The organism is Lutibacter aestuarii, assembly GCF_042676885.1.
In the GTDB taxonomy this organism is placed as follows: domain Bacteria; phylum Bacteroidota; class Bacteroidia; order Flavobacteriales; family Flavobacteriaceae; genus Lutibacter; species Lutibacter aestuarii.
In genome coordinates this window covers 651,743-672,872 of sequence record NZ_JBHTIC010000008.1, presented here as the reverse complement: position 1 = coordinate 672,872, position 21,130 = coordinate 651,743, and the positions used below count along the sequence as shown (strand labels likewise).

17 protein-coding genes are annotated in these 21,130 nt (G+C 28.8%); 12 read left to right on the top strand and 5 right to left on the bottom strand.

The genetic code is table 11. The features are described from left to right. Window positions 1–3 precede the first annotated feature (3 nt). Window positions 4–1,206, bottom strand: coding sequence for an alpha/beta hydrolase (locus ACFQZW_RS10610; RefSeq protein WP_386782890.1), 1,203 nt, complete (start codon window positions 1,204–1,206; stop codon window positions 4–6). A gap of 22 nt (window positions 1,207–1,228) precedes the next feature. Then, entirely contained in the window at window positions 1,229–4,933 is a 3,705-nt protein-coding gene (locus tag ACFQZW_RS10605) for a metallophosphoesterase (protein WP_386782888.1), read from the bottom strand. A gap of 72 nt (window positions 4,934–5,005) precedes the next feature. Between ACFQZW_RS10605 and ACFQZW_RS10600 the strand changes: the two genes are divergently transcribed. Continuing rightward, window positions 5,006–6,241 (top strand): Pycsar system effector family protein, encoded by a 1,236-nt coding sequence (locus tag ACFQZW_RS10600; RefSeq protein WP_386782885.1) that lies wholly within the window; start codon window positions 5,006–5,008, stop codon window positions 6,239–6,241. Here ACFQZW_RS10600 and ACFQZW_RS10595 read toward each other — a convergent pair. Further along, entirely contained in the window at window positions 6,233–8,623 is a 2,391-nt protein-coding gene (locus ACFQZW_RS10595; protein WP_386782883.1) for a GAF domain-containing protein, read from the bottom strand. The genes ACFQZW_RS10600 and ACFQZW_RS10595 overlap by 9 nt on opposite strands. Before the next feature lie 159 nt (window positions 8,624–8,782). Here ACFQZW_RS10595 and ACFQZW_RS10590 point away from each other — a divergent pair, with 159 nt between their 5' ends. Beyond that, complete coding sequence (locus tag ACFQZW_RS10590; protein ID WP_298263199.1) at window positions 8,783–9,622, top strand: 1,4-dihydroxy-2-naphthoyl-CoA synthase; 840 nt, start codon at window positions 8,783–8,785, stop codon at window positions 9,620–9,622. 46 nt (window positions 9,623–9,668) lie between these two features. After that, on the top strand, window positions 9,669–10,280 hold the full coding sequence (locus ACFQZW_RS10585; protein WP_298263197.1) for a fumarylacetoacetate hydrolase family protein: 612 nt from the start codon (window positions 9,669–9,671) through the stop codon (window positions 10,278–10,280). Between the two features lie 4 nt (window positions 10,281–10,284). Here the strand turns inward: ACFQZW_RS10585 and ACFQZW_RS10580 are convergent, their stop codons facing one another. Next, the gene (locus ACFQZW_RS10580) at window positions 10,285–10,704 is read right to left on the bottom strand and encodes a hypothetical protein (RefSeq protein WP_298263196.1); all 420 of its coding nucleotides are present in this window, start codon (window positions 10,702–10,704) and stop codon (window positions 10,285–10,287) included. 159 nt (window positions 10,705–10,863) lie between these two features. Between ACFQZW_RS10580 and ACFQZW_RS10575 the strand changes: the two genes are divergently transcribed. The 7 genes from ACFQZW_RS10575 (at window position 10,864) to rimO (ending at window position 16,975) form a co-directional block, all read left to right on the top strand. Continuing rightward, entirely contained in the window at window positions 10,864–12,108 is a 1,245-nt protein-coding gene (locus ACFQZW_RS10575; protein WP_298263194.1) for a competence/damage-inducible protein A, read from the top strand. A 79-nt stretch (window positions 12,109–12,187) separates the two neighbouring features. Continuing rightward, window positions 12,188–12,427, top strand: coding sequence for a 50S ribosomal protein L28 (rpmB, locus tag ACFQZW_RS10570; protein WP_298263192.1), 240 nt, complete (start codon window positions 12,188–12,190; stop codon window positions 12,425–12,427). 9 nt (window positions 12,428–12,436) lie between these two features. Next, window positions 12,437–12,622, top strand: a complete 186-nt coding sequence (gene rpmG, locus ACFQZW_RS10565) for a 50S ribosomal protein L33 (RefSeq protein ID WP_291799720.1) — start codon at window positions 12,437–12,439, stop codon at window positions 12,620–12,622. 45 nt (window positions 12,623–12,667) lie between these two features. Then, window positions 12,668–12,820 carry a DUF4295 domain-containing protein gene (locus ACFQZW_RS10560; RefSeq protein ID WP_298263190.1) on the top strand — a complete coding sequence of 51 codons (153 nt, stop codon included), beginning with the start codon at window positions 12,668–12,670 and terminating at the stop codon, window positions 12,818–12,820. An 88-nt stretch (window positions 12,821–12,908) separates the two neighbouring features. Continuing rightward, the gene (ftsY, locus tag ACFQZW_RS10555) at window positions 12,909–13,862 is read left to right on the top strand and encodes a signal recognition particle-docking protein FtsY (RefSeq protein WP_386782877.1); all 954 of its coding nucleotides are present in this window, start codon (window positions 12,909–12,911) and stop codon (window positions 13,860–13,862) included. Window positions 13,863–13,945: 83 nt separating this feature from the next. After that, on the top strand, window positions 13,946–15,595 hold the full coding sequence (locus ACFQZW_RS10550) for an amidase family protein (protein ID WP_386782875.1): 1,650 nt from the start codon (window positions 13,946–13,948) through the stop codon (window positions 15,593–15,595). A gap of 66 nt (window positions 15,596–15,661) precedes the next feature. Further along, the gene (rimO, locus tag ACFQZW_RS10545; RefSeq protein ID WP_298263187.1) at window positions 15,662–16,975 is read left to right on the top strand and encodes a 30S ribosomal protein S12 methylthiotransferase RimO; all 1,314 of its coding nucleotides are present in this window, start codon (window positions 15,662–15,664) and stop codon (window positions 16,973–16,975) included. 72 nt (window positions 16,976–17,047) lie between these two features. On the opposite strand, the gene ACFQZW_RS10540 is transcribed toward rimO, so the two are convergent. After that, entirely contained in the window at window positions 17,048–19,516 is a 2,469-nt protein-coding gene (locus ACFQZW_RS10540) for a M14 metallopeptidase family protein (protein ID WP_386782872.1), read from the bottom strand. A gap of 101 nt (window positions 19,517–19,617) precedes the next feature. On the opposite strand from ACFQZW_RS10540, the gene ACFQZW_RS10535 reads away from it, so the two are divergent. Together ACFQZW_RS10535 and ACFQZW_RS10530 are read left to right on the top strand one after the other, a co-directional pair. Next, window positions 19,618–20,316, top strand: a complete 699-nt coding sequence (locus ACFQZW_RS10535; RefSeq protein ID WP_386782870.1) for a Dph6-related ATP pyrophosphatase — start codon at window positions 19,618–19,620, stop codon at window positions 20,314–20,316. Between the two features lie 85 nt (window positions 20,317–20,401). Next, a complete protein-coding gene (locus tag ACFQZW_RS10530) occupies window positions 20,402–21,064 on the top strand; it encodes a class I SAM-dependent methyltransferase (protein WP_386782868.1) in 663 nt (220 codons plus the stop codon). Window positions 21,065–21,130: the final 66 nt, after the last annotated feature.

Sequence of the window (21,130 nt, the reverse complement as noted above, 5' to 3'; positions counted from 1 at the left end):
TATTTATTGTTTATTAGGTTCGATATATGTTCCGTCTCGTTTGCTTAAAACTCTTTCAATATTTTTATAATAGCCATCAGCATTTGGATCTCCTTCAGGTAATTTCATATAGCCATTTTTGTAGTATTTAAGTGCTTGTTTAAATTTGCCACCTGTTTCATAATAGCGACCAATATAATAATCGCCAATAGGGGAATCGTTGTACAATCTATTAATCATTTCACCAAAACTTTTTAAATAATCACCATTTTCCTTATCCAAAATAATGCTTTCAATTGCAAAAATATCTCGTTCTCTAATTTTTAAATTACTACCAAATAGGTATTCAATTTCTACATATTTATTCTCTAAATAAGCAATGGCATCAGCAGGGGATAAATTTTGGATGTTATTTTCAAACTCTTCTTTAGAAATAGAAGAGTACATTTCAAAAATAAACGCCAAAGCACCTGAAATAGATTGTCCTATAGATGCTGTTTTGGTACTAGTATCAAATGTTTCGTATTGATATTTAAACTTTCCGTTGTTGGTGGTTGCTAATAATTCATTGGTAGCAGAAATTGAATTTCTGTACTTTTCTGAATTGTATTTTCCGTTAGATAAGTAATAATATATATTTTCATCTTTTATTGAAGGGATTTTATGTTGTAGCATTGTAGGCATATCTATTGCTAAATAAGGGTTAATGGATATAAATGCATTAAAACCTGGAAAATCTTCAATTAAAAAATAATTAATAAAATTAGCGGTTAATGTATTACCTACAATGGTTTTAAATTGTGATGTTCTATAATTTTCTTCTACATAATCAATTAGTTCACCTCTTATAAACCTGTAGAAAGCTTCACCTTCTTGGGTTGGATAACTATTTTCTTTGGAATAAGAACAATCTTCATAACGCTCGTTATATCTATTTTGATTAATTCCAATAATTATTTGTTCAGGAGCTTTGTCTTTAGCAGCAAAAAGTATGGCATTTCCTACAAATACATCAAATAAATATTCAGCATCTAATACTAAGGTAACTGGATATAATTTGGTAGAATCTATTTCATAACTTGGCGGAACATATATTTTTATATACCGTTCTGTTAAAAGTTCACTTGAATTAAATTTTTTGGTAGTTATGCTTTGTGAATTAAGATTCCAACAAGTTACTACAGTAATAATAATTGCTATTGAGTTTTTGATTTTAGATTTTTTCATAGTTTAAATTTACTTTTTTTTATTAAAACCCAAAACCTAAACCAAATTTAAAATAAGTTCCATCTTTAGAATTGAAAAGTGAAGCATTTAAATTAATAATTTCTGCAGCAACTAACCAAAAACCACCTCCATAGGAAGTTTTCCAATCTTTAGAATTTTCGTTTTTCAACCAAACTCTTCCGTAATCAAAACCACCAAATAATCCCATTTGAAGGGGTACTAGCCCTGTTTTAACTTTCCTTAGATTAAATCGAATATCTGTGTTTTGGTAAAAAGAGCGATTCCCAATAAAACGTTGATTTCTATAACCTCTCAACCCATCTAAACCTCCAATACTTGCTGCATTGTAAAATTTAAAGTGATCACCAATTATTAGATTTCCTTTCATTTTTGTTGCTAAAACTAAGTTTCCATTAGACGATATTTTGTGTGTGATGCCTAAAGATGGAGTAATATAGACATGATTTTCTATGGAATTTTTCAAATTAGTTTTCCAACCCATATCAAATGTAAAGTTCATACCTAAAGTTGGAAATAACTTATTGTCATAATTTTTATAAGTATATGACGATTTTAAACCTGTATAATTTTCTCTCTCATCTAACTTAAAATCTAATGTATTAATAAAACGATTGGTTGTATTTTCTACCTCGATACTTTCAATAAATGCGCCAATTTTAAATTCTGCACCAAAACGTCCTTTCCATTTTAAAGCTGGAGCTATGGAATAAGTACTCAATTTAACTCTATGAAAATCTTCATCAAATTCAACTTCATAATTAATAGTTTCATTTCCAAAACCAAAATAATTAATACTATAATTAGGACTTGTAAATGTTGATTCTATTTGAAAATTCCATTTGTTAAAAATAGAAGCAAATTCACCTGTATAGCGAATATCAAACCCTTTATGACTGAAATAATACGCAGCGTTTATGGTATGTTGTTGGGTAAATGGATTTCTTTCAAAAGCATATTTAGTAAAAACACTATTGATTCCAATTTTTATACCATCATCAGGATTAGAACCAATAGAAGGTAACAATTGGTAGTGATTGTATTTTAATTTTTTATAGTTGTAAAAATTAGTTTCGTAGTTGTTATATAGTTTTTGTTTTCCTTTGGTTGTTGTAAATGTATTTTTTTTAGTTTTATAATCGTAAATGGTTACTTTTTTATCGTTTTTAATGTTGTATGTATCATTATTTTGACCGCCAATAATTCTTAAAGGAATTATATTTTGTTTAATACCTGTTACATTAAAAACATCATTATCATCTAAGCCATATACCCAAAGTTCTTTAGTTTTATTTTTTGAATAAGTTTTTTCAAAAATTTTGTTTCCTTTTTTTTTGTTTTTTATGTTGAATATTTTAATAGATGTTTCTCCGTTTTCTAAACGCTCAATATCAAACCAATTATCTTTGTCGGTTCCTTTAACAACTCCATATTTTGAAAGTTGATTATAATATTTTTCCGCAATTAAAGGCAAATTTTGAAGTCGACCTTTTAATTTCTTTTTAATTTCAAGAATTGTTTCATCATTCACTTCAGTAGGTAATTTATTGAAAGCATCTTCAATTACTTCATCAGTTATGTTTTTTTGGATGAAATTAACTTGCTCTTGCCAATTTTTATATGTGGAATTATTGATAAGCGCCATGTCTAAAGGGTAAGGCTCTAAATTAAACCATTTTACATTTCTAATATTGGAATCATATACTTGCATTAATTTAAGTGCAGGAATGGCTCTTGTAATAAATCCTAGAATAAAACCGTCATTTTTAGAGAATGCTTGGTCTCTATCTCTAGGTACGGGTTGATATATCTTTTTCTTTCCATCTTTAAATTCTGCCCAACGCCATTGGTCTTCATGTCTATCCCAATCTCCAATAAGCATATCAAATAAACGAGCTCTAATATAACTGTTTTCATCAATAGTATTATCGTCTGTTTCTCTTAATTTTTCTAATAAATCAACAGTACTAATTAACTTATTTGAATAACCAAAATTAGCTTTATCTCCATGATTATTTGCGGCACGTTCTTCAATCATATATAATTCATCTCCAAAATCGTGATTAAAATTTTTTAATGCATTTTGTTTAGGAACATAATATAAAATAGGGTTTGGATGGTAAATATTTATAGCGTCGGAAAGTTTTCCTACAGAAAAAGGAGCGTAGGGATGAGCTGTGGTATAAATGTCGAGCAATAAATTTTCGGCATAGGTGTTTTCAAACTGACCTTCAACGTACGTGTCTTTATAGGCCACTGCTTGAATATATTGTGTGGCACTTTTTCGCAAAGCTCTCATTACATATTCTTTACCATTTTTATCTTCAAGTCTAAGTGATCTAGATTGGTTTCCACCTCCTTTTCTAGTAGGTTTTAAGCCACCAAACAAAGTGTCTAATAATACTGTTGGTGCAGAAATTGATGTTCCATAATATTTTCTATAATGCTTTCCCCATAACATATTGTGCAGTTTACTTTTACGAACTTCACTTTTGGAATAAATGGAACTAGAAACAAAGGGAGGAAATTTTACAGGATAAGATGTTAATTTTGAAGCTGTAGTTGCATTGTGTATTTTGGTAGTATATAATAGGTTATTTTCTCCATTTATTTCTGTAAAAAATTGTACCCAAGACTCTCCATTTTGGTAAACTGTAATTTTAGCGTAGCCTTTTTTCCCATAAGAAAATTGACTTCCATTAATGGCTCTAACTTCAGAAGTTTTAGATCCAGAACCACTAACAATTTGTGGAATATTATCTTTAAAAATATATTGTAGATTATGTTCATGACCCGATGTAAAAATTATTTTATCAGCTTTTTGACTTATGGTAATTAGACGCTTTTTTAATTCTAAATAAAGTTGATTGTTCATGTCTTGTACAGAAATACCGCTGGTTTTTCTTAACACATTAACCATAGTTCCAAGTAATGGTAATGGAATTTTATTGTTAACTGGATAAAATTGTTTGCGAAGTGAAAATTGTCCTCCATGTGATCCGTTACTAAATAAGGGATGATGTATGGCAACAACCATAGTTTTAGTAGCATTTTTTTTAATTAAACTTTCAAATTCATCAAAAAAGCGTTCTTTGGTTTTAATTTCACAATCATCATTCATAGTTGGGTTTTTATCCCAATCCTCTAAATACCACTGAGAATCTACAATAATCAAAACAAGATTTTCGGAGATATCTACTTTTTTTAGTGGACAACCATCTTTGGGTAAAAAACTGTTTTTATTTTTTAAATTTTCAATAATATATTCTTCTTCACGTTTTAGTCCTTTAATACCATCACTATAATACTCGTGATTTCCAGGAATAAAAATAGGTTGACCTTTAAAATTTTTAACTAATTCAATTTGAGCATCTAAACGATGTTCTGAAATTTTTCGAGTGACATGTTCTTTTTTAGGCATTCCTTTTTCATATAAATTATCTCCTAAAAATAAAACTGTTGAATTTTTATCAGCTATTGATAACTCTTCTTTTAATAAGTTGAAATGAGTTAATTGTTCATTTTCTTGAGCATTGCCTGCATCTCCTATTAAATAAAAAGTATGTACAATTTTTTCAGAAGAAGGAGGTTTTTGATTAAAAGAAAAAGTGTCATTTTTAGAATGGTATTTAGCTTGGTAAGTAGCGCAACTACTTAAAAAAAGTAGAGATATTATAACTAAGTATTTTTTGAATAATAGAATCTTCATTAATAGTAAAATTTCAGTGTTTAAAAATACATAAATTTATGTATTTTTGATTTTCAACGATTCATTTGTTTTATGTTAGAAAACGATTTTTTTAAAGAGGCTCAAAGTTTTGTTTTTAATTTATTGAAAAATAACCTATCTCCTAAAGTAGTTTACCACAATTATAATCATACTTATGAAGTAGTACAAGCAGTTTTTGAAATTGCCGTTGCTGAAAATATAATTGAAGAAGAATTAGAAGTTTTATTATTAGCTGCTTGGTTTCACGATACTGGTTATATAGAAGGAATTGAAAATCATGAAGATAAAAGTAAAAGTATTGCTAAACAATTTTTAGAAGAAAAAAACTACCCTGAAGACAAACTTAAAAAAGTATTTTCTTTAATTGATGCAACTGGAATGCCTCAAAAACCATCTAATAAATTAGAAGAAATTATTTGTGATGCAGATTTGTTTCATTTGGGGACTGAAAATTATATTGAAAAATCAAATTTATTACGTTCAGAGTGGGCGCAATTATGTGACAAACACTTAACAGATATTGAATGGTTAAAAAGTACCGAAGAGTTTTTAAGTAAACATAGCTATTTTACCAACTATGCTTTTAGTAAATTAAATGCGCAAAAAACATTTAATTGGTTGAAAATTCAAAAAGATTTAAAAAAAGCAATTGTAAAACAAGAAGAACAGGAAGTTAAAAATAAACTCAAAAAAGAAGATTTAAAACGTAAAAAGGCTAAAGATGAAAGACCTGATAGAGGTATTGAAACCATGTACAGGGTTACGCTTAGAAATCATATAAAATTGAGTGATATTGCTGATACGAAAGCCAATATTTTACTTTCTGTAAGTGCTATTATACTTTCTATAGCATTGTCCAATTTGTTTCCAAAGTTAGATAAGCCTAGTAATTACTATTTGATTTACCCAACACTTTTCTTTTTGTTTATTACAGTGGTTACTATGATTTTTTCAATACTATCAACACGCCCAAAAATTACTTCTGGAAAGTTTACTAAAGAAGATGTAGTAAATAGAAAAGTGAACCTTCTGTTTTTTGGAAATTTTCATAAAATGCCTTTAAAGGAATTTCAAGATGGGATGACAGAAATGATGAATGACCGTGACTATTTGTATCAATCTTTAATGAAAGATTTGTATTATTTAGGAATAGTTTTGGATAAAAAATATAGATTATTACGTATTGCGTATACAATATTTATGATAGGTGTTATTGTATCTGTTATAGCTTTTGTAATTGCTTTTGAACTAATGAAAAATAATGATACCATTGCAAGTTTAATTTAAATGCTCATCTTTTATAACTTTCATAATATCATTTAAAGTAATGCTTTTTTCGGATAAATTGTTATAATTAACAGCAACTCTTATTGCTTTTAATCCTGAAATACCCACTAAATCTTCTATTTCTAATTTTTCAATAGTTGGTAATAGATAATTGTTAGATTGTAAATATTTTATATATTTTAAGTATTCAGCAGCTTCTTTGTTTTGACTATAAACTATAGTGATTTTACCTGGTTGTGTAATTCTTTTTTTGGTGTTTTTTATAAGTGCTTTGTCAATACGTTTTTTAATAATTTCATACCGAATATTATAGGCACCATCAACATCAAATCGCTTTTCATCTAGTCTAAATTTAATAGCTAAAGGATTGCTATGAATAAGTATTAACGAGGCAATTTCTAAAGGGTGTTCTAATGTATCTTTTAATTTATAAGCTATATTTTCTAATTCGCACATTAGTTGCAATTGCCACAATCTTAAATTATATAAATACAACTTGTTGTAGGTGCAATTTTTAACTAAAGATTGACCAATATACATATTGTAATCAATTCCATCTGTTTTATAACGTTCAAAATAATGAGGGAACATTTTTTGAGCTTCTATTTGTTTTTTATCAATATATTTGGCAAGTTCATCATTTAGAATGGTAACACTTTCTTCGTATTTTTTTCTTTTATCATAAACAACAAAAAGTTTATCATCAATTTGTTGCATATAATTTTCAATTTCATTTTTTAAACTTTCATCTAATGTTTTTAAATGATTAAATACGGGATAAATATCTTTTTTTAAAAAATCTGTTAAAGACATCTCATCACCAGAGTTTAGTCCTTTTTTAGTATTATTTAGGCACTCATCAATTCTAAATAATAAATCATTATAAATAGGAAGTTTATAGAGTTGCTTAGCTTTTTCAATTACTTTTGAAGCCAGTCCAAGTTGTTTTACAAGGTCTTGCTGAATGGCTTTGTTTCTTGCAATGGATGATCCTTTAATATCACTTTGACCATATAGAGGAACTACGTTTTCAAAAACAATATTTTTCAAATTAGTAGCACCTTTACTATTAGTTTCGTTGTTAAATAGGTAGGCTTCAGCCTGCTCATAAAATTTCCATTTTACTGCTGGGTGTAGCGAAGTGTAATTTTCTTGAATAATAGATTCAAGTTTGGTTTCATATTCGTCCATATAACGCTCAATAGCAATTTTAAATACTGGAGCTACATCTTTAAGTTTAAAAGCATTAATAGAATTCAGTTCATATTTAGTGTCTGAAACCAATTCCATAACAACAAAAAAGTCTTCATTTAGTTTTAAAGGAACTAAAATTAAACTTTGAATGCCTTGTTGTTTTAAAGATTTATAAAATCCGTTATAATTTGAACCTTCACCATATTCATCAATATTGGAAATTGCTAATAATTCTTTGTGTTCAAAAACTTTGGAAATGATTGAGTTGCAGAAGAAATTTTGGCAATCAACATTTTCAATTGATTTTAAGATAAAACTATTTTGGGCTTGATAGTTTTTTGAAACGAAAGATTCTTTACTAATACCATAAGTTGAGAATCCAAATTTTATATTGTTTGAGCCAAATAAATTTGAAATACTTTTTTCAATTGCTTCAAAGGCTTGCTCATCTTTTCTAAGCAGGTTCTCTTTTAGGTTTGAAAGGGCTTGATCGGGGGTAACGTCAAACAAATTCATCATACCAAAACCTGTAAACTGATAGCTGTTAGGTGGAAATTTTTCTTTCCAAATGTCAATATTATTAAAATTATCTAATAACAACTTTACATCTTCATCAGCAATTTTTGGAGCAGATGCTAAAGGTGTAACTTTAAAAAAATCACCATTTAATAATGTTCTATAATGTTTAGTAATTCCAGTTTTAATATTTGGAATATCAAAAAGAAAAGGTCTTTTAAAATCAATCGTTACATTATGGCAATAAGATAAAATAAAAGCACAGCTAAGAATATATATTTTAGATTCATCAAAATTTCGTAGCTTGAACTCATAGTTTTCACCGGCATCTTCAATAATTTGTTGAAACCTTTTTGAAAGTTTGAATGTTGTAAATTCAAATGGAATAGTTGCAGCTTTTATTTCATTATTTTGTAATAAATCAGGAAATAAAATGGATAATAATTTATCAATTTGATTATTGTATTTATCCAAATAACTTAAGTCTTCAAAACCAGTTCTTAATTCAGGATATTGTTCGTATTCTTTTAATAATTCAAGAGCCGTTGAATTTAAATAATGGTTGTTATCTTTAGTAATATTTTCAAGATACTCAAAAACAGCCTCAAAACTAATTTTAAGTTTTAAAGGTAATTCTACAGGCTTGTTAAAATTAGTAGCAAGTATCCTCATATTGTTGAATTTTTATTTTTGTCGATATTGAAAGACCAAAATTACTGCTTTAATTCCTAATTTTCATTTTTTTGTCACCAAAGTAACATTTCATCTTTTGAATTAGAAATTTTTTTAACCATTAAAATAAGTTATTTTTACACATTAATTAAAATTAAGATGAAAGAAATTAATTGGAAAACAGCTAAAGAATTTGAAGATATAACCTATAAAAAGTGTAATGGTGTTGCACGTATAGCTTTTAATAGACCAAACGTTAGAAATGCTTTTAGACCAAAAACAACAAAAGAGTTGTATGAAGCTTTTTATGATGCTAGTGAAGATACGTCAATAGGAGTGGTGCTGTTGTCTGCTGAAGGACCTTCAACCAAAGATGGAGTTTATTCATTTTGTAGTGGAGGTGATCAAAAAGCACGTGGGCACCAAGGTTATGTAGGTGAAGATGGATACCATAGGTTAAATATCTTGGAAGTTCAACGCTTAATTCGCTTTATGCCAAAAGCTGTTATTGCAGTAGTTCCTGGTTGGGCAGTTGGAGGGGGGCATAGTTTACACGTAGTTTGTGATTTAACCCTAGCAAGTAAAGAGCACGCAATTTTTAAACAAACCGATGCCGATGTAACTAGTTTTGATGGTGGTTACGGTTCTGCTTATTTAGCAAAAATGGTTGGGCAAAAAAAGGCTCGTGAAATATTTTTCTTAGGAAGAAATTACTCTGCACAAGAAGCTTTTGAAATGGGAATGGTCAATGCAGTGATTCCTCATAACGAATTAGAAACAACAGCTTATCAATGGGCACAGGAAATTTTGGAAAAATCACCTACCTCTATAAAAATGTTGAAATTTGCAATGAACCTAACTGATGATGGTATGGTTGGACAGCAAGTTTTTGCAGGCGAAGCCACTCGTTTGGCGTACATGACAGATGAAGCTAAAGAAGGAAGAAATGCCTTTTTAGAAAAGCGTAAGCCTAATTTTGAAAAAAAATGGATTCCTTAATTGAATCAATCATCAATTATACTTAAAATAATATTTACAAGTACATATGAAAATAATTTGTATAGGACGTAATTATGCAAAGCATATAGAAGAGCTAGAAAATGAAAAACCAGAGAACCCTGTTATTTTTTTAAAACCAGATTCTGCAATCTTAGCTAAAAATCAACCATTTTTTATTCCGCCTTTTTCAAATGACATACATTATGAGGTTGAAATTTTAGTAAAAATTAATAAAGTAGGAAAGTATATTGAATCAAAATTTGCTCATAAATATTATGATGAAATAGGTTTAGGAATCGATTTTACAGCTAGAGATTTACAAAACGATTGTAAAGCAAAAGGATTGCCTTGGGAAAAAGCCAAAGCTTTTGACGGAAGTGCTGTAGTTGGATCTTTTTTGCCAAAAGAAAGTTTAGGAGACTTAAATAATCTTTCATTTACATTGCATAAAAATGATGAGTTGGTACAAGATGGGAATACCAAAGCTATGCTGTGGAAAATAGATGAATTAATTGCGTATGTTTCACAATTTTTCACCTTAAAAAAAGGAGATATACTTTTCACAGGTACACCAGCTGGAGTTGGCAAAATTGATGAAAATGATGTGCTAGTTGGTGCAATTCATCAACAAAAAGTATTTTCAATTAAAGTTAAGTAATCAATTAAAACGTAAATAAAATAGGTCTATTTGGGTTTGGTTTTAAATCCTCATTACGGTGTTCTTTTAAAATGTTATATCCGTAATGGGTTTTTACTAACTCTTTAAAATCAAACTTTAACCGAGGAAATTCTCTTAGTAATTTATCAAAATCTTTTGCTGAAGATCTTTCCATAAAATGATGAAGAATTTCCGTATAAGCTTTAGTTAAGGGTAAATTAAATTTTTTACTTTTTAAAGCATTTACATAGTAGTTTTCTTTAATCTCACAATTTTTTTTAGTTGCACCTTCTAACCCATAACGATTAATTAAAATCCAACTAAGTTTAAGTTGAATTTCATGAGTAAATAATTCTGGAGGTAAAGAGCATTCTTTAACTTGTTTTAAAAGCTCTTTGTCATTTAATTTTAAAGTTGTTGTCATAGCCTACTAATTTTTAATTTTTTTAGTTATTTATTAGATGCTAAAACTTTTAAAAGGTTGCTTTAAGAAACTCTTTATTTTTGCGGTTTAGAGAAGTTTTCTTTATTATTTGAAAATCAATTTAAACTTAATACTTTTACCAGATAACAATATCAAACAATGCAAGCAGAAATAATTACCATTGGCGATGAAATTTTAATTGGTCAAATTTTAGATTCAAATTCAAAATGGATTGCTGAGGAGTTGAATAAAATAGGGATATCAGTTTATCAAATAACTTCAATACAAGATGATAAACAACATATTTTAAAAGCATTGAATGAAGCACAAGCTCATGTTGATATTGTTTTAATAACCGGAGGACTTGGTCCAACTAAAGATGATATAACCAAAACAACTTTAACAGAGTACTTTAATGATACATTAGTATTAAATACAACTATAGTAGAGCAAATTAGGGCAATGTTTGCAAAATTAAATTACCCTTTTACTGAAGTAAATAAAAACCAAGCATTGGTTCCTTCAACATGTATTCCTTTAAAAAATGAATTGGGTACTGCTCCAGGTTTGTGGTTTCATAATAAGGGGAAAATAGTGGTTTCTTTGCCAGGTGTGCCAAATGAAATGAAGGGGTTAATGACTAATTGTGTACTGCCTAAGCTAAAACAAACATATAACTTACCATATATAATTCATAAAACTATTATTACTTATGGTATGGGAGAAAGTATGGTAGCTGAACGGTTGGAGGCTTGGGAAAATAACTTACCTTCATTAATCAAATTAGCTTATTTACCTTCTTATGGAAAATTAAGATTAAGGTTAACCGCTAAAGGAAAAGAAAAAGAAATGCTTGAAAAAGCAGTATTTATTGAAACTGAAAAGTTGACTAAAATTATTTCTGATATTATAGTTGGTTATGAAGATACTGTCTCTATTGAAGCAGTTTTAGGTACATTGTTTTCAAGTAAAAAAATAACTTTATCTGTAGCAGAAAGTTGTACTGGAGGTGCTATTTCGCAAAAACTAACCTCTATAGCAGGTGCTTCAAAGTATTTTATGGGATCCATTGTGGCTTACAATCCAATTATAAAAATCAAAGAATTAAGTGTTCAAAAAGAATTGATTGATAAATATTCTGTAGTAAGTTCGCAAGTTGCAGAAGCTATGGCTGTTGGAATTCAAAAAAAATATAAAACAACCTATGCAATAGCAACTACTGGTAATGCTGGTCCTACAGTTGATATAACAGATAAAACAGTAGGAGTGGTGTTTATAGCTATTGCAACACCAACACAAGTTTTTTCTAAAGAATTTAACTTTGGAAAACCTAGAGAAAAAGTTATTGAAAGAGCCTCTAATAAGGCTTTAGAATTATTAAGAAAAGAAATTTTAAAAAACTAGTAAAATAAGTTTGTGTATTAATTTTTAAAATTTTAATTTTGCATCTCGTTTTGAGAATACATTAAAAAGGTACAGAAATATGTCAAGAGTTTGTGAACTTACTGGAAAAAAAGCAATGGTTGGGAACAATGTTTCTCATGCATTGAATAGAACTAAAAGAAAATTTGACGCTAATTTAATTAAGAAGCGCTTTTATATTCCTGAAGAAGATAAATGGGTTACTTTAAAAATAGCCGCTTCTACATTAAAGAATATTAATAAAAAAGGAATCTCTGCTGTCTTAAAAGAAGCAAGAGAAAATGGTTTTTATAAAAAATAATCTAAGAAAATGGCAAAGACTAAAGGAAATAGAATTCAAGTAATATTAGAATGTACTGAGCATAAAGCAACTGGTTTACCAGGTACTTCAAGATATATTACTACTAAGAATAAGAAGAATACACCAGATAGAATGGAAATTAAAAAATTCAACCCTATCTTGAAAAAAATGACAGTTCACAAAGAAATTAAATAATTAGAGGTTTTCAAATAAAGAAAACATCAAATAAAATATAGAACCATGGCAAAGAAAGCAGTAGCATCGTTACAGACAGGATCAAAAAGGTTAACAAAAGCCATTAAAATGGTTAAGTCTCCAAAAACTGGAGCATATACTTTTGTAGAATCTGTAATGGATCCAACAATGGTAAAAGACTTTTTGAGCAAAAAATAAAAAATTGTTCACAAAATTATACTTAAGCTACTTTCAAAAATTGAGGGTAGCTTTTTCTTTTTTATATTTACACGATTAATTTGTAGTAATGAGTTTATTTAAAAAAATATTTTCGAAAGAAAAAAAGGAAACTTTAGATAAGGGGTTAGAAAAAACAAAAACTTCTTTCTTTTCAAAACTAACAAAAGCTGTAGCTGGAAAAACTAAAGTAGATGATGATGTTCTTGATAATTTAGAAGAGGTATTAGTATCTTCTGATGTAGGTGTAGAAACAACGTTAAAAGTTATTGATAGAATTGAAGCTCGAGTTGCTAAAGATAAATATTTGGGTACTGACGAGTTGAATAAAATTCTAAGAGAAGAAATCGCTGGTTTATTAGCAGAAACTAATGTTGGAAACGAAACGGATTTTACAGTTCCTGAAAATAAAAAACCTTATGTAATTATGGTAGTAGGTGTAAATGGTGTAGGTAAAACAACTACCATTGGAAAATTAGCCTTACAATTTACTAAGAAAGGGAAAAAAGTAGTGCTTGGTGCAGCTGATACTTTTAGAGCAGCTGCCATTGATCAATTACAGGTATGGGCTGATAGAGTTGGAGTTTCTATTGTTCGTCAAGAAATGGGAAGTGATCCAGCTTCTGTTGCTTTTGACACTTTAAAATCTGCTGTGGCACAAGATGCTGATGTAGTTATTATAGATACAGCTGGAAGGTTGCATAATAAAGTGAACTTGATGAATGAGTTAACTAAAATTAAACGTGTTATGCAAAAAGTTGTTGAAGATGCACCGCATGATGTTTTGTTGGTTTTAGATGGTTCAACTGGTCAAAATGCCTTTGAACAAGCCAAACAATTTACCAAAGCTACTGAAGTAACATCTTTAGCGGTCACCAAATTAGATGGTACCGCAAAAGGAGGTGTAGTTATTGGAATTTCTGATCAATTCCAAATTCCTGTAAAATATATTGGTGTAGGTGAAGGAATAGATGATTTACAAGTATTTAATAAAATTGAATTTGTCGATTCTTTTTTTAAATAATTAGCTTTAAACTTATAAAAAAACCTCTTAAAATTAATTTTAGGAGGTTTTTTATTTTATACCTTTAGTTAAAATTAATCAAAATGAAAAAACTATTTTTTTTACTAATAATGTTAATTGCAACGCTTTCTTGTAAAAAGAAAGAAAATCCGATTGTTTTTAATAAGTATGATGAATCATTTGAAATTAAAGAACAACAAAACCACGAAATTAATAGGATGCGTTTTAAACTAATTCAATCTAAATACTTAGATATGAATGAGGTTTTTAAACCTTTTGAAGAAGATTTAGCTTATTTTTCTGAGGAAGATTATGAAAATTTAAAACCCTATATCTTAGAAAAAAATATTCCTTCTCTACAAACATCTGTTAAAAATGGAATTTTATCTTATGAAAAAATAGCACTATTTTATTTGTATAGAATTCGAAAATTTGAAAGTGATAATAATCTAGCTTTGCATAGTATTATAACATTGAATCCAGATATTTTAAAGGAAGCAAGAGCTAAAGATAAAATCCATTCAACCAATAAAACAAATACACTTTATGGTTTGCCTATTTTATTGAAAGATAACATAAATACTATTGGAATGCCTACCACCGCTGGTGCATTTGTTTTAAATAATAATATTAAAACAGATGACGCATTTATAGTAAAAAAGCTAAAAGAACAAGGCGCATTAATTTTAGGGAAAGTTAATTTAAGTGAGTGGGCATATTACTTTTGTAGTGGATGCCCTGTAGGTTATAGTGCTGTTGGTGGACAAACATTAAACCCATACGGAAGAAAGGTTTTTGAAACTGGAGGTTCAAGCTCAGGAAGTGGAGTAGCGGTAGCAGCAAATTTTTCAGTGGCTGCAGTAGGTACAGAAACTTCAGGTTCAATTTTATCTCCATCAAGTCAAAATTCTGTGGTTGGATTAAAACCAACAATTGGTTTATTAAGTAGAACAGGTATAGTACCCATTTCGAGTACATTAGATACTCCAGGACCTATGACTAAAAGTGTGATTGACAATGCAATTTTTTTAACTGCTCTTTTAGGTGAAGATTCTAAAGATGTTGCAACCAAAGGAAATAGCCAACAAATTAATTATGTTGAAGCTCTAAAATTGGCAACCTTAAAAGGGAAAAGGTTAGGGGTGATAAAAGAATTGTTAAACGATTCAATTTATAAAACAACCATTGATAAATTAAGAAATCATGGAGTAGAAATTATAGAATTTGACCCTCCACAAGTTAGTTTAAGAGGCTTTTTAACTTTATTAAATAACGATATGAATAAAGATTTACCAATTTATTTAAAAAAGTATGCGGATACAAATCTTCAAGTTTCATCAATAAATGATGTTGTAAAATTTAATTTGAAGGATTCGATAAAAAGAGCACCTTATGGGCAACAACTTTTTGAGGGTATTCTAAAAGATACTACTTCAAATGAAACATTTAAAATTGTGAAAGATAATTTACGCCAAAGTAGTATTGAGTTTTTAAATACTCCTATAAAAAAATATCAGTTAGATGCTATTTTATCAATTAATAATTATCACGCTGGTTTTGCAGCAGTAGCAAAATATCCTTGCGTAACTGTTCCTATGGGATATAAAAATACTGGAGAACCCATTAGTTTAACTTTTATAGCCAAACCTTATCAAGAGCAAAAATTACTCCAATTAGGATATGCTTTTGAACAGTTAACTAAAATTAGAAGGCTTCCAGTTGATTATAAATAAAGAGTTTAGGTTATTTTATGGTTTAAAGTTGAAAAGTAGTACTTTTGCAAACCTTAAATAACAAAGATGAGAACTAAATCAAAAAAAGAGAATAAAATTAATGTAGTTACTTTAGGTTGTTCTAAAAATGTTTATGATAGTGAAGTTTTAATGGGACAACTAAAAGCTAATGACAAAAATGTGGTTCATGAAGATGAAAATGATGATGGTAATATTGTGGTAATTAATACCTGTGGTTTTATTGGTGATGCAAAAGAAGAATCGGTAAATACAATTTTACATTACGTACATAAAAAAGAATTGGGTGAAGTTGATCGAGTATATGTTTCGGGTTGTTTAAGCGAACGTTATAAGCCAGATTTGCAAAAGGAAATTCCTAATGTTGATGAATATTTTGGGACTCATGATTTACCAAACTTATTAAAAGTATTAGACGCAGATTATAAACACGAATTAGTAGGTGAGCGTTTAACCACAACACCTACGCATTATGCTTATTTAAAAATTGCAGAAGGCTGCGATAGACCTTGTTCTTTTTGTGCAATTCCATTAATGCGTGGAAAGCATATTTCTACACCTATTGAAGATTTAGTTATTGAAGCAACAAAGCTTTCAAAAAAAGGAATTAAAGAACTCATTTTAATTGCACAAGATTTAACTTATTATGGTTTAGATATTTATAAAAAAAGAGCATTAGCAGATTTGTTAAAAGAATTGGTTAAAATTGATGGAATAGAGTGGATTCGTTTACATTATGCGTTTCCCACAGGTTTCCCATTAGATGTTTTAGATGTTATAAATGCTCAACCTAAAGTTTGTAATTATTTAGACATTCCTTTGCAACATATCAATGACGAAGTTTTAAAATCAATGCGAAGAGGTACTTCTCATGAAAAAACAACAAATTTAATTGCAGAATTCAGGAAATCTGTCCCAAATATGGCAATTAGAACTACTTTAATTGTAGGATATCCTGGAGAAACAGAAGAAGCCTTTCAAGAGTTAAAAAACTGGATTCAAGAAATGCGTTTTGAACGTTTGGGAGCTTTTGCGTATTCTCACGAAGAAAATACGCATGCTGCCACTTTAAAAGATAATGTTCCAGAAGAAGTGAAACAGCAGCGTGTTAATGAAATTATGGATATTCAAAGCCAAATTTCTTTTGAACTGAATCAGAAAAAAGTGAATAATACTTATAAAGTTTTAATTGACAGAAAAGATGGGAACTATTTTGTTGGAAGAACTGAATTTGATTCTCCAGATGTTGATAATGAAGTGTTAATAGATGCTACAAAGCATTATGTGCAAATTGGCAAGTTTGCTCAAATTAAAATTACTTCGGCTACTGAATTTGACTTGTATGGTGAGCCAGTAAGTTAATTTAAGAATAACAGTATAAAAAAAAGCGAATATTAGTTCGCTTTTTTTGTTTATAGGTATTTTTATTCTTTTTTAATTGAAGAAAACGGCATTCACAAAAAATAGTTTGCCATTTTCCCAAAACGATCTAAATAAAGGATTGTCAACCATATAAATTAGCTGTCCCTTCCCTTTGTTTTCAACTCCAAAAAGTAAAGAATTTGAGATATTTTGTAAAGTATTTACTCCTGCAAACCCAGCAATGTTTTTTGAATCTTTTGGGAAATAACCAACATTATACCCATTTTCTAATAAATTATATGAAGTTGCACTTAATTTTAAACTATAATATTCATTAGTATAACCAAAAGCCAAAGGATGTGTGGCATCAATTGTACTTTTAAAAATACTCCCAGTAATACTGTTTTTCATATAATTTCTTTCACGTTGGTCAAATGGAGTTAAATCAATTTTTGGAGTGGATGAGCTATCTTCTTCTTTTTTAATTTTAATTGAATAGCCATCTTTATCTGCGAAATTATTAATGGCATTTGCAATGGCAATAACAGTTCCACCTTCAGAAGTAAATTTAGAAAGTGACTCAAGTTGTTTTTTACTGGCATTAAAACCACTTGGTAAAATTAAAACATTGTATTTAGTAGTACTGATTCTACTTAAATGATCTTTTTTTATAACATTTAAAGGATATTTTAATTGGGTTTCAAAGAAGTGCCAAATCTCACCAAAGTTTAAAGATGAAATGCCTTCACCAGCCAATACAGCTACTTTTTTTGATGAAATAAGTGGGTAGTTTGAGGAGCCAAAGTCGTAACCATTTTCTACAAAACCTGTAGAAACTGGAATAAATTCTTTAGTTATTCTATCGGCTATTTCTTCAATTTTTTCATTGAAATTTAGAATGTGTCTATTTTCACCTTTAAGGATAATAAAAGTTCCTTTTTTTAATGAATGACCTTCCACAGAAAAATCAGCTAAACTGTAACGAACATTAAAGCCTTCTTCTAATAAATCACCTAAAAGTTGCGCATCTGATACTTCATTCCATTTATGAAGATAGGCATAAACATTTTTTGAGCTTTGATTTTTTAAAGTTTTGTGAATTAATTTTGAAAAATTAGCAGTCAAATCAATTGAAGTTTCCGTTGCAAATCCTTGTAATCCGTAGGCAAAAGGTAAACTCCAAGCAGTAATATCATACGTAACAGAGTCAGTTAATTTAGAAGCTGGTTCAAATAATACTTTAACCATTTTTCCTTTAGGTTGATTGGTTGGAATTACTAAATCATTTTCTAATATTTTAAGTGTATTGGTAGTTTTTGTATGATAATTTAAGACTTTTACACTTTTTCCATTTCCTGCATAGTATTTAATTTCATGGGTATCTAAAAGTTCAGTCACTTTTTCAATTTTTTCAAGAGCACCTCTTAAAATATAATTTTTGTATTTTAAGTTAGAGTTATCGAAGAATTTTGAAAATTCAGTTAGCATTTGAGTCGTGTTTTTTGCAGCAACTTCAACTGTTGAAAGTCCTGTAGTTGTATGGTGGTCAATTCGGTCTCTTAAAGTAAGTTCTGTATTATTTTCAGTTGTAATACCTAAACCAGCTTTCCCATGTCCAGCTTGCTCATAAGTCATACCAATGGCACCCATATACGTAGGGTAGGTATCTCCATAACTTGGATAAAATAAATCAAAGGCTTCTTTTGTAAAATAACGCCAACCATTTTGGTCAAAATATTTTGCATGATTTTTGCCAATTTTAGTTTGAAAATCTCTTTGCCAATCTGTAATTATTTCGTGAAATGGTTCTGCAGCAGGAGCAAAGTAATAGGGACTGTTTATAAACTGTTCATGAAAATCTACATGAACTTGAGGCATCCACTTATTATAAATTTTTAAACGTTGTTGAGTTTCTACTTGTGTAGCCCAAGCCCAATCTCTATTTAAATCAAATAAATAGTGATTTGGTCTACCGCTTGGCCAAGGTTCGTTATGTTCAATAACATCAGGGTTTATGTTGTATGGATTGCTTTTCTTTTGGTTGTACCAATTTACATAACGATCTCGTCCATCAGGATTTAAACAAGGGTCAATAATTACAACTGTATGTTTAAGCCATTCTTGTTTTTTAGTAATTAGCTTGTAAAGAGTTAGCATAGCAGCTTCAGTACTTGAGGCTTCGTTTCCATGAACATTATAGCTTAACCAAACGATACCAATTTCGCTGGTAGAATTACCATTTATTAATCCTGTTTTTTTTAAATTATCTTTTCGAATAATTTCTAGGTTTTTTATGTTTTCTTTAGAAGAAATATAAGATATATATAAAGGCCTGTATTCATTAGTTTCTCCATATTTTTCTAATTGAACATTGTTCGATGTTTCACTCACATATTTAAAATAGTCTATTACTTTATGATGTCTTGTAAACCTTGAACCTAATTCATACCCTAAAAATTCTGAAGGAGATTTAATTGTTTGAGCATTACTAATAACATTAAAAAATAAGCTGATTACAAGTAAAATACGTAGTTTTTTCATTGAAAATTAAAATTTAAGTTTCAAATGTAATTAAATAAACTTAATTATTTAATGCATTAAACTATTCAGATTGTATTATTTTTACTTCAAAATTAGAACCATTGAAAAAAGCATATTTTAATTGGAGTACGGGAAAGGATTCTGCTTTAGCACTTTATAAAATTTTACAAGATAAATCATATTCAACTGAAGTATTAGTAACTACGGTAAGCAAGAAGCTTCAAAGAGTTTCTATGCACGGAGTTCGCGAAGAATTATTAGAATCTCAAGCTAAACAAATTGGTTTACCATTGTATAAAATTTATTTTCCTGAAGATGTTTCTATGGAAACGTACAATATAATAATGAAAGAGAATCTAGAAAAATTAATAATTTCAAATAAATATGAATATGCGGTTTTTGGAGATATATTTTTGGAAGATTTAAAAGCATTTAGAGAAAAAAAATTATCAGAACTTAATTTAAAAGCTGTTTTTCCTTTATGGAAAAATAATACTAAAGAATTGTTGTTAGAATTTATATCACTAGGCTTTAAGGCAATTACTGTAAGTGTGAATGCAAACTTGCTAGACGAAAGTTTTGTTGGAAGAATTTTAGATGAAAATTTTATCAACAATTTACCACCTAATGTAGATGTTTGTGGTGAAAATGGAGAGTTTCATACCTTTGTTTTTGATGGTCCAATTTTTAAAACACCAATAAAGTTTGAAGTAGGTGAAAAGGTTTTAAAAACATATGAATCTTCTGATAATGATACTTGGGACAATAGTTTTTGGTATTATGATTTAAAACCTATTTAAAATTAGTTAAAAAAGTGTTAGATGTTTTTATGTATTTCGACAAACAGTCTAAATTGTGTACTTTTATACTATTAAAAAATAGCCCATGAGCACTATTAAAAAAGAAAACGCTTCCTCTCATTACGATTTTGAAAAGCATTGGAATGCAGCATATCAAAAAACGCCTGTTAATAGCCTTGGTTGGTATGAAAAAAACCCAGCACCTTCTATTAATTTAATTGAAGAATGTAATTTACCTCATGATGCATTAATTTTTAATGCTGGAGCTGGAGCTACTACTTTAATTGAAGAGCTTTTAGATAAAGGATATACAAACATTGTTGTTAATGATATAGCTGTAGCTGCACTAACAGAACTTAAAAATTCTTTGACAAAACATAAAAACTCTAATGTTACATTTATTGTTGATGACCTAACGAAACCTACAGAATTATTAAAATTGAAAAATGTAGATCTATGGCATGATAGAGCAGTGTTGCATTTTTTTACTGAAGAAAAACAACAAAAAGCTTATTTCGATTTAATTAGAAAGGTAGTCAAACCTAATGGTTTTGTTGTTTTAGCTGAATTTAATTTGGATGGAGCAAAAAAATGTTCTGGTTTAGATGTGTTTAATTATAATGAAGAAATGTTGCAAGAAAGGTTAGGTGATGAATTTGTTCTTTTAAAAGGATTCAATTATACCTATACTCAACCATCAGGTAATTTGAGAGAATATGTTTATACCTTATTTAAAAGAAAGGCATAATTTCGTTTATAATTTAGATAATTAAAAAAAATGAAGTCAGAGATTAACTGTTGTCTAATAAAAACA